The organism is Halovivax cerinus, assembly GCF_024498195.1.
Taxonomy (GTDB): Archaea; Halobacteriota; Halobacteria; order Halobacteriales; family Natrialbaceae; genus Halovivax; species Halovivax cerinus.
Genome location: NZ_CP101824.1, coordinates 1,025,191 through 1,037,961, shown reverse-complemented (window position 1 = coordinate 1,037,961; position 12,771 = coordinate 1,025,191). Strand labels below are relative to the sequence as shown.

At 66.7% G+C, this 12,771-nt stretch carries 13 protein-coding genes and 1 tRNA gene; 6 read left to right on the top strand and 8 right to left on the bottom strand.

Annotated features, from left to right (window positions below; translation table 11 throughout):
• Positions 1 to 86: 86 nt before the first annotated feature.
• A complete protein-coding gene (locus NO366_RS04815; RefSeq protein ID WP_256533192.1) occupies positions 87 to 593 on the bottom strand; it encodes a hypothetical protein in 507 nt (168 codons plus the stop codon).
• A gap of 358 nt (positions 594 to 951) precedes the next feature.
• Between NO366_RS04815 and NO366_RS04810 the strand changes: the two genes are divergently transcribed.
• Positions 952 to 2,130: an aspartate kinase gene (locus NO366_RS04810; RefSeq protein WP_256533191.1), complete on the top strand. Its 1,179-nt coding sequence runs from the start codon at positions 952 to 954 to the stop codon at positions 2,128 to 2,130.
• Positions 2,131 to 2,243: 113 nt separating this feature from the next.
• Complete coding sequence (locus NO366_RS04805; protein WP_256533190.1) at positions 2,244 to 2,873, top strand: hypothetical protein; 630 nt, start codon at positions 2,244 to 2,246, stop codon at positions 2,871 to 2,873.
• A 51-nt stretch (positions 2,874 to 2,924) separates the two neighbouring features.
• Here the strand turns inward: NO366_RS04805 and NO366_RS04800 are convergent, their stop codons facing one another.
• The 3 genes from NO366_RS04800 to NO366_RS04790 all read right to left on the bottom strand — a co-directional run bounded on the left by NO366_RS04800 (position 2,925) and on the right by NO366_RS04790 (position 4,756).
• Positions 2,925 to 3,281, bottom strand: coding sequence for a hypothetical protein (locus NO366_RS04800; RefSeq protein ID WP_256533189.1), 357 nt, complete (start codon positions 3,279 to 3,281; stop codon positions 2,925 to 2,927).
• 118 nt (positions 3,282 to 3,399) lie between these two features.
• Positions 3,400 to 4,059: a metallophosphoesterase family protein gene (locus NO366_RS04795; protein ID WP_256533188.1), complete on the bottom strand. Its 660-nt coding sequence runs from the start codon at positions 4,057 to 4,059 to the stop codon at positions 3,400 to 3,402.
• 94 nt (positions 4,060 to 4,153) lie between these two features.
• Positions 4,154 to 4,756, bottom strand: a complete 603-nt coding sequence (locus tag NO366_RS04790) for an IMP cyclohydrolase (RefSeq protein ID WP_256533187.1) — start codon at positions 4,754 to 4,756, stop codon at positions 4,154 to 4,156.
• A 144-nt stretch (positions 4,757 to 4,900) separates the two neighbouring features.
• Here NO366_RS04790 and NO366_RS04785 point away from each other — a divergent pair, with 144 nt between their 5' ends.
• Positions 4,901 to 5,281 (top strand): homing endonuclease associated repeat-containing protein, encoded by a 381-nt coding sequence (locus tag NO366_RS04785; RefSeq protein ID WP_256533186.1) that lies wholly within the window; start codon positions 4,901 to 4,903, stop codon positions 5,279 to 5,281.
• 240 nt (positions 5,282 to 5,521) lie between these two features.
• Positions 5,522 to 5,594: transfer RNA gene (locus NO366_RS04780), tRNA-Gln, on the top strand.
• A gap of 128 nt (positions 5,595 to 5,722) precedes the next feature.
• Here the strand turns inward: NO366_RS04780 and NO366_RS04775 are convergent.
• On the bottom strand, positions 5,723 to 6,754 hold the full coding sequence (locus NO366_RS04775) for an LLM class flavin-dependent oxidoreductase (RefSeq protein WP_256533185.1): 1,032 nt from the start codon (positions 6,752 to 6,754) through the stop codon (positions 5,723 to 5,725).
• 575 nt (positions 6,755 to 7,329) lie between these two features.
• On the opposite strand from NO366_RS04775, the gene NO366_RS04770 reads away from it, so the two are divergent.
• Positions 7,330 to 8,058: a rhodanese-like domain-containing protein gene (locus tag NO366_RS04770; protein ID WP_256533184.1), complete on the top strand. Its 729-nt coding sequence runs from the start codon at positions 7,330 to 7,332 to the stop codon at positions 8,056 to 8,058.
• 46 nt (positions 8,059 to 8,104) lie between these two features.
• Here NO366_RS04770 and cgi121 read toward each other — a convergent pair whose 3' ends face one another.
• Together cgi121 and NO366_RS04760 are read right to left on the bottom strand one after the other, a co-directional pair.
• Positions 8,105 to 8,599, bottom strand: coding sequence for a KEOPS complex subunit Cgi121 (gene cgi121 / locus NO366_RS04765; RefSeq protein WP_256533183.1), 495 nt, complete (start codon positions 8,597 to 8,599; stop codon positions 8,105 to 8,107).
• Complete coding sequence (locus NO366_RS04760; RefSeq protein WP_256533182.1) at positions 8,599 to 10,974, bottom strand: ATP-dependent DNA helicase; 2,376 nt, start codon at positions 10,972 to 10,974, stop codon at positions 8,599 to 8,601. The genes cgi121 and NO366_RS04760 overlap by 1 nt, the downstream gene beginning before the upstream one ends.
• A 96-nt stretch (positions 10,975 to 11,070) precedes the next feature.
• Between NO366_RS04760 and NO366_RS04755 the strand changes: the two genes are divergently transcribed.
• Positions 11,071 to 11,490, top strand: coding sequence for a universal stress protein (locus tag NO366_RS04755; protein ID WP_256533181.1), 420 nt, complete (start codon positions 11,071 to 11,073; stop codon positions 11,488 to 11,490).
• Between the two features lie 40 nt (positions 11,491 to 11,530).
• On the opposite strand, the gene NO366_RS04750 is transcribed toward NO366_RS04755, so the two are convergent.
• Complete coding sequence (locus NO366_RS04750; RefSeq protein WP_256533180.1) at positions 11,531 to 12,739, bottom strand: inorganic phosphate transporter; 1,209 nt, start codon at positions 12,737 to 12,739, stop codon at positions 11,531 to 11,533.
• Between the last annotated feature and the right edge of the window lie 32 nt (positions 12,740 to 12,771).

Sequence of the window (12,771 nt, the reverse complement as noted above, 5' to 3'; positions counted from 1 at the left end):
TAATAAACCTATCCTTCTGGTCGACGGTCACGGCCCCGTGACGATAGCCCGATCCTTCGATTCGAGACGTACTCGTATAATCTGAATCAGGTGCTCGACGAATCGTTTCGGGTGGAGTCGCCCGGTTCCGCCAGCCGATATCGCTTCGTCGGTTCGCCGTCGAACGCCGGCCCGTCGCCGACCGCTTCGAACCCCGTCGCGAGGAGCGCCTCGATACACGAGGTCCGATCCGGTGACACCACGGTCTCGACGGGCATCGATTCGACGGTCGCGAAACTGATCGGTTCGTCGAGCAGCCGGTGAATCGCCTGCGTCGACCCCCACAGACTCGTCACGAAGACGCTCGTTCGCCCGGCATCGAAACTGACGAACCCGTGGACGGACTCCCGGCTCGATTCCGTCTCGAACTCGACGGGTGACGGGGTAGCACCCTCTCGTCGTCCGGTGGTGCGGTCGTCGGTCGGGCCGTCGGACGGCTCGACGGCGACGCGGACCGTCCGATCGTGAATCTGCGTTCGGATCACCGACGCCGGAACGTCGGCCAGCGACGCGAGCGCAGCGGCATCGGACTCCCTGGCTGTTCGGACGTTCATCCGGCCGTCCGATACGGGGGCCAGGGTCAAAGGCTTCCCGTCGTGTCGCCAGTTGACGGGACCGCCTGCCGCCGAGGATCGAACGCGGTCGTCGATTCTCGTCACGTGAGGTATCGCCGGCCGTGTGAGTACGGTGGTGTGAGTATGGGGGTGCCCAGCGATCGGTGGTGTGAGTAGCGGGATAGCCCCGCGATCGTCGTGTGCACGTCGGTTCGGTCGGCGAGCATCGGACGGCAGCTTGGCCGGGAATAATGGTAAGATTCCGTCCGAGGGACAGGGTTATCACCGGTCTCCGATAACCCGTAGCTATGTCGAACGAGGCTCGAACGTGGTGTCCCAGGGTGTGGGGGGTGATCTCGTGCGCGTCGTAGCGAAATTCGGCGGGACGAGTCTTGGAACCGGCGATCGGATCTCGAGAGCGGCGGACTCGATCGAAGCAGCCGTCGCCGACGGACACGAACTCGCCGTCGTCGCGAGCGCGATGGGGTCGACGACGGACGACCTCCTCGAGGAGATCACGTTCGACGCGAGTGAGGCGGATCGGGCCGAGATCGTCAGCATGGGCGAGCGCACCTCGGTTCGGATGCTGAAAGCGGCGCTCTCGGCTCGCGGGGTCGACGCGACGTTCCTCGAACCGGGTGCCGACGACTGGCCTGTCGTGACGAACGAGTACGGTGAGGTCGATGCGGAGACGACGCGCGAGCGGGCCCGGGCCCTGCTCGATACGCTTGACGACACCGTTCCCGTTCTCACTGGATTCCTCGCGGAGGGCCCCGACGGGACCGTCTCGACGCTCGGACGCGGCGGTTCGGACACGACGGCCGTCATGCTCGGAACCTACATGGACGCCGACGAAGTCGTCATCGTGACGGACGTCGAAGGGGTCATGACGGGCGATCCGCACGCGGTGGAGGGCGCTCGCAACGTCGGCGAGATATCGGTCGACGAACTGCGAAATCTCTCGTTTCGCGGGGCCGAGGTCGTCGCTCCATCCGCACTCTCCTACAAGGACGCCTCGCTCGACGTTCGCGTCGTCCACTACCAGCACGGCGACCTGCTCACCGGCGGGACGACTATCGAGGGGACCTTCGAGAACCTCGTCGACCTCCGCGAGCGGCCGCTTGCCTGCCTCACGGTCGCTGGTCGGTCCATTCGCAACGAACCGGGCGTCGTCCAGTCGCTCGCCGGCGCCCTCGGCGACGCCGACATCAACATCGACGTGGTCGCGAGCGGGCTCGACAGCGTCACCCTCTACGTGGATACGGACGAGGCTGCCGAGGCGGAGAACATCCTCCATCAACAGGTCATCGAACACCCTGTAGTCGCGTCGGTCACCGTGGACGAACCGCTCGCCATCATCCGGCTCACCGGCGGTGAACTCCCGACCCAGCCAGGGATCATCCACGAGATCGTCGAACCCTTCGCGGAGGAGCGCATCCAGATCCACGATCTCGTCACGTCGGCGACGAGCGTGGCCATCGTCGTCGCCTGGCCGGACCGCGAACGCAGCCTCGAACTCGTCCAGGACCTGTTCTGAGACCCGTTTCCGACGGGGAAACGCCTCGTTTCCCGTGACCGGTCGCTCGGTGGTATCGAATCGATCACGGTAACCGGCTCGTAACGAAGCGGGTAATCGGTGCCTCGGTGAGTATGAGTGAGGACGTATCCGTCACCGAAATCTTCGAAGACGTCGAGGCCGATCCGGACGCCATCATCGCTGCGTACGGTGCCGACTCCGTCGAGGACCTGGTGGAGGGGCCCGGTGAGCACGATCCCCACCCGGATCCCGTCCTCGACGGAGACGTCGACGCGGCCGCCGATCGTCTCGCCGAACTCGCCGACGTGACGCTCGAGTCTGTCGACGTCGGCGATGCATCCCACGACGAACGTGTGGAACCTGCCACCGTGACGACCGATCGTGCCGATGGGGCGACGGACGGTCCGCGATACACCGCCGATTCCGTCGGTGGCGGCGCCACGGTCGACGTTCTCCCAGGAGACGGCGACTCTCTCGAATCGTTTCTCGGGCTCGACTCTCCTGATGCACCGTCGACGGACGACGATCTCGTACTCGTGGGCCCAGAACCCACGGCGACTCGGGTGTCGAACGAGTCGTTCGGGCCGAGGGCGTTCCAACCGGCAACGGTCGACGGCACTGGCGTCGGACCGTCGACGTGGGGACGGCCCGAAACGCGGCCTGACCCGGCACGGATCGATACGGACGCGGCCACCGATCGCGAGACCGAGCTCGCATCGTCGGTGTTCGAGTGGGTATCCTGAGAGGGGTATCCTGAGAGCGAATCGTCGGCCGGAGACCGCGACCGGATCCGACTACCGGCGGACCACCGTTCGGGCCCGATCCGTCACCGACTCCCGGGCTGGTTCGTCCTGTCCTCCGAAGAACGCCTGGACGACCGAGGGAACGGTCGGACCGTCGGCTGTGTCGCCCCCGAGAATCCAGTCGGGGACCATCGATTCCAGTTCCTCGCGACGCTGGTCTCGCATCGCCGCGTACCGCCGGAGGACGAGGCCGACGCCGATGAAGATCGCGGCGTCTCTGAGCTCGCGCCGGAAGCGCGTCGAATCGTTCCTGAGGGCGACGGCCTTGACGAGCGAGACACCGCCGATGGCGATGTAGACGAGGCTGGTTCGGCGTGGATCTCCGGTCAGGAGTTGTTTTGGCGTCATCCCGAACCGGCCTACCACGTCACCCCTGATAGCCGTTCGGTCACGTTCACGTCGGCGAGAACGAGCTTCGGGATCCTCGGTTCGGGACCGAGACCATCGCAACCAGGTCTCGGTCGGGTCACTCGCCGCGGGCCAGCCGCGTCGCGGTCCTGTCGGGGAGTCCCACGTCGGCGATGGCGTCCTGCACGCGGTCGACGTCGTACGCGACCCGGTGGGTCTCGACGGTCATCGCGGCCAGGTCACAGACGGCGTAGGCCGCCCGCGGGTCACCGTCGCGTGGCTGGCCGACGCTACCCGGGTTGACGACGATCCCCTCCGCGAACGTCTCGGCGTGCTGGACGTGCGTGTGGCCCATGACGAGGACGACCTCGTCCGCCAGCATGCGCGGCGAGAACTCCTCCGGGTAGGTGTAGCGGTCCGGGTCCTCGGGGTGCCCGTGGACGACTTTCACCCGGCCGTCGAACAGCGTCCGTTCGTCCGGGAGCGATTCGAGCCAGTCGCGCTGGTCGTCGTCGAGGACTGTCAGAGCGTGTTCGACGCCTGCACTCGCCATATCGTTGAATCGAAATCCAGTCTCCGTGACGACGGCGCGGTCGTGGTTCCCCATCACGGTCGGGACGTCCCGGTCGCGAAGCGCATCGATACACTCGCCGGGCCAGGGGTTGTAGCCGACGACGTCGCCGGCGCAGACGAGCGCGTCGACGGCCGGGAGATCCTCCAAAACGGTCTCCAGCGCGACGAGGTTGCCGTGAACGTCGGAGATGAACCCAACCTGCATTGTCGGGGCGGACGGGTGCCAGCCGTATGTGTGTTTTTGCACGCGCCGTCGTCGATGCGACGGCGGATCGGTAGCCGACCGTCGGCCGGTCGCCTCACTCGTCGCCGTTTTCGATACCGATCTCGAAGCCGTCGCCGTCGCGGGCGACGCCCGCGGCGCACACGGCGTGCTCGAAATTCAGCGCGTACGCCTCGCGCGCGGCCTCGTCGGCATCGGTCGCCGCGAAGTCGAACGCCTGGGGCGCGTCGCGTTCGTACGTCGCGACGAGCGTCGGTTCGTCCACGCGTTCGACGAGGAGGGCGTCGCGACGGACGGTCCCGATAGTGGCCCCGCCGTCGCCGTCGAGCACACCCGCGATCCGCGGCGTGTCGTAGTCGTCCTTCTCGAAGTCGAGCGCGAGCAGCGCCGTCGCCAGTGCGTCGCGAGCGGGGTAGCCGAGTTCCAGCTTCTCCGCGATCGGATCGACGTGCGAGCCGTTGCCGATCGCGGCGGCCTCGCCGCCCGGCGTCTCCACCGTGCGCAAGCAGTTGTAGGCGACGTAGGGATTGTCCGTCTCCGGCGCGTCGGGCGTCGGCCCGACGGTTAGGGTCGTGTCTCCGTCGCTGCGATCAGTAATCTGGCGGTTCGGAAACGAGCGCGAGGAGACCCGGTAGGCGGCGGTCTCCGGACCGACGACGACGAAGCGTCCGACGTACATACGCGTGCATGGTCGGGAGCCGGGTAAGTTGGTGTCGATTCGACGAGCGGAACGGCACCGTTCCGACGACGGGGGACGGCCTGTATCGGAAAATCGGAAACTAATGGGCAGGAGCTATTCTTTCGTATACCGGAACGTGGGACGATGACACCGACGGTCTCCGAGTGTATCGACGCCCTCCGACGAGCGGCCGACGAACTGGGTGAGTCACCGACGAAAGCGCAGTACGAGGAACTGGAGATGACGCCCGCTTCGGCGACGATTATGAAAACTGTGAGTGTGGGTGGGTGGGACGAGGCGAAGTCGATAGCGGGGCTCGAAACGTACGACCGCGCCGCTTCGGGCGGCACTCCCGTCCAACCGCAACCCGATTGGGTCGAACTACCGGAGGATACGACCTGGGAAGCGCTCTCGGGACGGCAACGCTGGTACTACAAGAACCGAGCCGACCGGATCGCGCGAAAGGACCGACGACGGGAGCGTCTGCGGGATCGGTTGTTCGAGTACAAACAGACCCCAGTGTGAGTGTCGCCAGTGCGGGGAGGAGCGGAGGCCCTGCCTCGACTTTCACCACCGGGACGATACGACGAAAAACGTCTCGAATATGGTCAACGACGACTATTCCTGGCAGAACTTTCGAGAAGAGATAGAACGGTGCACCGCCCTCTGTGCGAACTGCCACCGGATAGAACAGTACGGTCGATCGCATCCGAGTGAACCCGACAAGAATAAATAGGGCACTGGGCTATCTATGATCGCAAACGCAGTCCATTAGGGTAGCGGCCAATCCTGAAGCCTTCTGGGGGCTTCGACCCTGGTTCGAATCCAGGATGGACTACTTTTCCTTACTTTCCTAACTCAGTGCCGAGCACCTCTTGTATTCGAAAAACCCGATCGTTCGGACGAGGCGGGTGTACTGTGTGCGAGCCGTCGCCTGCACTCCGGTCCGACCCACCCAGCGCCCGCTCAGATCCCCACGCCCTCGGCGAGTAACTCGTGGGACCGTTTCGCGTCGTCGAAGTCCGGGATCGTGTGCTGGACGATGACGTCGTCGACCCCGACGCGGTCGGTGAGCTGGGTGAGGACGGAGTCGATCGTCTCCGGGCTGCCGGAGATGGAGCGTGACCACTCCCCCGCTGGAACCGGATCGGGCGTGGGATCGGGAACGCCTCCGAGTTCCTCGATCGCCGTCTCGATCGAGGGGATGCCGTCGCCGATGGTCCCGCGGGCCATGCGCTGGTAGACCGCCTCGGTCGGAGCCCGGAGGCGAGCTGCATCCTCGTCCGTCTCGTCGCAGACGACGTTGAGTGCGAGCATCCCCTCGGGATCCTCCGGGCCAGCGCCGATCGGGGACGGTTCGAACGCCTCTCGGTAGGCCTCGAAAGCCGGTTCGGCGAATTGTGGCCGGATGAAACCCGCGAAGCAGTACCGGAGGCCCAGTTCGCCGGCGAGGCTCGCGCTGGACGGACTGGATCCGAGCAGCCAGGGTTCGGGGGTGTCGTCGGCCGACCGTGCGAGTTGTAGGCCGCTGTATGGGTGATCGTCATCGAATCCGTCGAGGGTGTGGCGAAGCGTCTCTTCGATCTTCCGACGGTGCTCGGAATCGGCCTCATCGGGCGTCTTCGGGCTCGAATCGTAGCCCATGGCTCGGTCGGCGGCCGGGGGCCCCGTGGCCCGGCCCAGTCCCATGTCGATCCGCCCGGGGGCTAACGAATCGAGGACGCTGAACGCCTCGGCCACCTTGTACGGTTGATAGTAGTTGAGCAACACGGTTCCGGAACCGAGGCGGATCGATTCCGTCTCGGCGGCCAGGTGTCCCAGCAACACCTCAGGGGTCGTGCCGGCGATATATCCGGCCATACCGTGGTGTTCTGCGACCCAGAATCGTTCGTAGCCCGCTCCGTCGGCGAGCTGGGCGAGTTCGACCGTCTGTTCGTAGGCCTCCGTCGCGCTCTCGCCCTCGGGGACGTGCGAGAGATCGACGATAGAGAGATCCATGCCGACGGAAGGGACCGCAGGCCCAAACGGGTTGTCCATCCGGCAGCCGTTTCGGCCGGTTTCGGAGCGGTCGAGCGATTGCGGTGTGGTGTGCGTCGAAAGCGGTGGCGGACCCGGTGGACTCGAGAGAGGGTCATCCGTTCCGCCGTCGATCGGCGACTTGGGATTCTTCGGGCCACATCGTCGGGATGGACGATTGGTCATCCGTGCGAATCCGTACGGTTCCTCCGGGGACGACTGTCAGTCGGTCGTCGATGCCGGGTACGGGGCCACCCAACCTGCGACGACAGGTGTGTCAGAATCGATCGACGACGCTTACAATCCGACCGACGGTTATCGACCGGGTGCGTGGTCTGCCCGGGGAGCAGCCGAACGGTGGTGTGACTGACACATCGACGAATCGATTGCCGTCGTGGGTGGATCGAGTTCGAGTGGAATAATACCCACTCACAGTACCGGTGTCTCCAGTCGAAATGATGGGGGTGAGATCGTGTCTGCTCTCGTCCGTATCAGGTACGTAACTGGAATAACGTCCATCCGCAACGGCTACGTAACTTGGGTTCGTGACCCCGTGTATGAAGCGACGTACGTATCTCGCGACGGCTGGCAGTGCGACCGCTGGCGTCGTCCTCGGCGGGTGCCTGTCCGACGACGAGGAGGACCGTCCGCCGCACCCGGGGACCACTCTCTCGGACCCATCCGAGTACGATGTCTCACCGACCGGCGGCTACAACGTCCCGCTGGCGCCGCTCGAGGATGTCTACGGATCGTACCTGGACGACGACGAGTTGCTCGTTCTCGACGCGCGGGGAGAGCCACAGTATCAGCAATCACACATTTCTGGTGCGAAACTCAGCCCGGCCGGCCGGCCCGGCTTCGACCACCCGACCACGGACGTGGCGACGGATCGCCGGATCGTCACCTACTGCACCTGCCCGCACCACCTCTCGACCGCCCGCGCGGCGGAACTGTACTCACAGGGGTTTCAGACCGTCTACGCGATCGACGAGGGCTTCGGGCCGTGGGTCAACGGTGGATACCCGACCGACGGCTCCGGAGCAGCTCAGCCGCTCTCGTACGCGATCGAGGGCGTGACCGACCCGTCACACGCCGGCGAGCAGGTCTGGCTCCGCGAACCCGAGACGCACCAGCAGTACGTCGCCCGGATCGACGACGACGGCTCCTGGGCGATGCACTTCGAATTCGTCGACGTCGACGACGAAACGCTGGTCGAGCTCGCACTCCCCGACCGGACGGTCGAGGACACGCTCGGAGACCTGTCTGGCCGGACGGTCCAGTTGTAACGTCCGACGTCTCGGGCCGAACGACTCCGTTCAGCGCGGTCTCTCGTTACTTCACGACTGCGAGCAGCGCGACGCGCTCGCAGACCAGCTCCTGAACACTCGCGTCGGTCGCGGCCTCCTCCCGCTCGGTGATGTCGAAGAATGCACGCAGTGTCGCATCGTCCCGAGCGCCGAGTACAGCCCCATCTTCGAGTGCCAGCTCGGTATGCAGGTCGGCGACGGCCGCCGATTCGTCGCCGCCCGAGACGACGATGACGGCCGGGCCCTCGCCCTCGTCGACGCCCATCTCCAGCGCGCGATCGATCTGGCGGCGCCCGGCTGCGTACAGGAGGATCTCGACGGCCGGGTCCCGGGCGATGGCGTCGTCGTTCGCGACCGCCCGCTCGGCCGCTTCGACGGCGCGTACGAGGTGGCGACGGCCCGCGACGTAGTCGGCGTCGAACGCCTGGATCGTCGCGCCGTGCCGGTCGCCGATCGTATCGATTGTCCCGAGGAACGCGTCCAGGTCGTCGATCGCGAGGTGCCCGGAGAGGACCTCCATCAGAAGTCACCCAGGCTCGACTGGTTCTCCTCGTCTGCATCCGCCTCACCGCCCGATCCGATGTGTTCGGATGCCGATCCGGTGGTTCCGCCGTCGGTCCCTCGCTGCGTCGCGCCGTGATCGACGTCGACCGGCGTGACTCCGTCCATCGACGGATCCTCGCGGCCGGCGTTTTCGAGGATGTTCTCGGCCGTCTTCGTGCCGCGGAGTGCCCCGAGGACGACGCCCTTGTCGACCGTCCGCAGGTCCGCGGGCGTCTCGATCCCGACCTGGTAGAGTTGTCGGGCGCGTTTGCGACCGACGCCGCGGACGCCGACGAGTTCGAGCAACTCCTCGCGGACGCCGTGTTCGACGCGGGCCCGGGCCTCGCGGACGGCGACGCTCCAGTCCGACTCGATCTCGGCGGCGAGCGTCTCCGCAGCCCCGAGGAGCCACTCGGCGGTCTCGACCTTCCCGCGGAGGTCACCGGGCCCGATGGAGTACCGTTCGGTGAGGCGATCCTCGTCCATCTCGTCGGCCCAGTCCTTGAGGAGGGCACCGGTCTTCAGCGCTGCCAGCCAGTCTTCGAAGCGGTCGTCCTCGTACTCGCTCGGACGATCGCCCAGTAGTTCGTCCTCGAGCTCGTAGTAGAGCTGGCCGTATTTGTCGTCCTCGCCGGAGCGCAAGTAGAGTTCGTACATGTCCGGCGTGCGGGCGATCAACTGGTAGAGCCCCATCGCGGTCGGGCGAGCGTCCGCCGACTCGAGGCCGTGGACGATCTCCGCGGCGCTCATCGGATCCAGATAGAGTCGCGAGACGGTGTGACCCAGGTTCGTCGCCCGGAGTTCGACGTCCCGGTCGGCCTCGGCGGCGAGGTCGGCGGCGGAGGTGAAGGGGTCGTCGGCCGCGGACTGGGACGTCGAGGAATTCCCGCCTTCTCGTTCTATGAAGTCGTTTCGCTCCAGATAGTCCAGGACGGTGTCGGTGACCGACTCGAGTCGGCCCCGTTCGGTGGTCTGGCTAGCGTAGAGCGTCTCGTTCATGAACGAGAGCAGGCCGTCGCGGGTGCGGGCGAAGCCGGAGGCGATGGTCGCGAGGACGTGCGTCCGGAGGGCGGGTTCGGCCGCGAGTTTCGATCGGACGTCTTCGGCGTCGGCCCAGATGTACCGATCGAACAGCTCGTCCTGCTCGTCGTGGCTTTTGGCCAGCAGGACGGCCTCGCCGTAGGGGTCGAGACCGGGTCGACCCGCACGCCCCATCATCTGGTGGACTTCCAGGACGTCCAGCGGCGCCATTCCGCCAGCGGTCGGATCGAACCGGCGCCAGTCGCGGACGATCACGCGCCGAGCGGGCGTGTTGACCCCCGCGGCGAGCGTCGGGGTGGCGCTGATGACCTTCAGGAGGCGGTCGCGGAAGGCGTCCTCGACGAGCGATCGGTGTTCGCTGGCGAGTCCGGCGTGGTGAAAGGCCGCGCCCTTCTCGACGGCAGCGGCCAGATCGGTACTCGTCTCGCTGTCGCTGACGTCCCGAATATCGTCGGCGAGTTCCTCGAGCGCCTCCTGCTCGTCGGCGTCGAGTTCCGGAGCCACCACGTTCGCGAGGCGGCGCGCTGCGGCCTCGGCGTTGCGCCGCGAGTTCACGAAGACGAGTGCGGAGGCGTCCTCGGCGACGATGTCTCTGACGAGGGCGTCCTCCTGGCTCTCCGAGCCGTCGACGGGAACCTCGCGCTTTCCGCCGTCGTCGAAGCTGATCGCGTTCCCGTAGTGGACGCCCATCTGGAGGTCGATCGGGCGCCAGTCGGAGGCGACGAGTTCGGCGTCGAGCCAGTCGGCGATCTCGCCGGCGTTGCCCACCGTCGCCGAGAGGGCGACCACCTGCAGTGCGGGATTGAGCGCGCGCAGTTTGGCGAGGGTGACCTCCAGCGTCGGCCCGCGGTTTCGGTCGTCGATGAGGTGTACCTCGTCCGAGACGACGCAGGTGAGTTCGGAGAGCCAGTCGGCGCCGTTTCGCACGAGCGAGTCGACCTTCTCGCTGGTCGCGACGACGATGTCGCGCGTCGCGAGCCAGTCGTCGGTGCTCTCGTAGTTGCCCGTCGTTACCCCCACGGAGACGCCGAACTCCTCGTAGGCCTCGAACTCCGCCTTCTTCTCACTCGCGAGTGCGCGAAGGGGGACGATGTAGAGTGCTTTGCCCCCGCGTTCGATCGCCGACAGCATCGCCAGGGCGGCGATCATGGTCTTCCCGCTCGCGGTCGGGACGGCCGCGACGAGGCTGTCGCCGTCGGTGGCGCCGGCCTCGACGGCCTCGGCCTGGGGCGGATAGAGCGACTCGATCCCCTCGGCCTGGAAGTGCGAGACGGCGCCGGGCGGGAGCCCCGACAGCTCCTCGAGATTCATTACCCGTGGTTGGGTCGTGCTCCGGTTTAAACTGTCGTGTCGGGCGGGGGCAACCGTCGCCGACAGGCCGATGGGGCTTGGAGGTCAACTGGAGCTATGGCCGATCCCGATCACGTCCTCGTCGTCGCGCTCGGGGACCCGGACGATGAAGACGCGCTGGCCCACGCCCTCGAGGCCTACCCGGAGGTGACGGTGACGCTCCTCTCGGTGGTTGCTCCGCTGGATCACCGTGTGAGCGAGGGCCGAGTTCTGGAACGGGGCGACGAACGTCTTTCGGCGGCTCGCGACCGGGCCGACGAACTCCGCTCGTCGGTCGAGGCCCCGTCGCGGGTGGCGATCGAGATACGCGAGGGACCGCCGGCGGAACTCGTTCCCCCGTACGTCGACCGCAACGGGGTCGATCACGTCGTCGTCTCCGGGCACGACGTCAGCGGCATCGTCCGTCGGCTCGTCGGCGATGGGATTCCGCAACTGATCGCCGAAGGGACCGACGTCCCGGTGACGATTCTGGAGTGAGGCCGGTGCCGGACGGAATCTCCGGCTCAGAGGTTCGATACTACCTACCCAATCCGAACGCGAGGACCCGATAGATCCCGTATCCTGCGGCGATCGAACTCCCGAGCGTCAGCAGCCAGAACGAGACGGTGACGCCGATTTTCTGTCGGGAGACGCCCGCGGAGCCGGCCGCGAGGCCGCCGCCGATGACGCCCGAGAGGATGATGTTGTTGAGCGAGATCGGGATGCCGAGGAAGATCGCCAGCTGGGCGATGACGAAGCCGGGGACGAGCGCGGCGATCGACCGGCGAACACCGAGCTGGGCGTACTCTCGGGAGGTCGCCTGCAACAGTCGTGGGGCGGCCATCCAGGCGCCAGCGAGGATCCCCGTGGCGCCGAGCGCGAGCAGGGTGATCCCCGGCAATCCGAGTTCGACCCGGAAGAGGTTCTCGAGCGGGCCAGTCGCCAGGCCCACCTGCGAGCCGCCCGAGGAGAAGGCGACGATCCCGCCGAGGACGAGCAGGAACGAGCGAATGCCGGATTCGACGGAGACGAGGACTCGCCGGCGGACCACGGCGAAGGCGATCGCCCCGGCCGCGACGGTCACCAGGACGATCCCGAGATCGACGCCGCCTGCGAGCGAGGGCCCGCCGCCGAACTGCCGAGAGACGAGGCCGGCGAGGGTTCCCTGGTCGGCGGCGGGATCCGGGATGACGCCCAGCCGGATGTTGGCGATGATCGCCCCGACCAGCCCCGCAAGCGCCGGGACGCCGACGGATTCGGGGATATCGTCCCGCCGCAGCGTGATCGCGGTCGCGTAGGCCAGGCCGCCCGACATGATGGGAACGAACAGCCAGAATGTACCGAGCCGGCGGTAGGTCGCCATCGCCGGATCGCCGCCGAGCGAGAGCCCGACGCCGACCATCGCGCCCGTCGTCGCGAACGCCGCGGGGATCGGGTAGCGCGTGTAGATGCCGATCCCCATGAACGTCGCCGCGGTGAGCAGGCCCGCGATTGCGGCGAGCGGCGTGATCGTCACGCCGCCGATGAGGTCCGCACCGATCGTCTCGGAGATGCTACCGCCCTGCATGAGCGCCCCCGCGGCCGCGAGCAACCCGATCACGAACGCCGCCTGCATCGTCGAGATCGCGTTCGCTCCGATCGCGGGTGCGAACGGCGGCGAATTGCTGTTGGCGCCGAGTACCCACGCCATCGACAGACAGGTCAGTATCGCGACGCCGACGAGGACGACGAACGACAGTGCGACCATTCCGTCCGTCGTCGTTGGCCGACCGGGCGGAA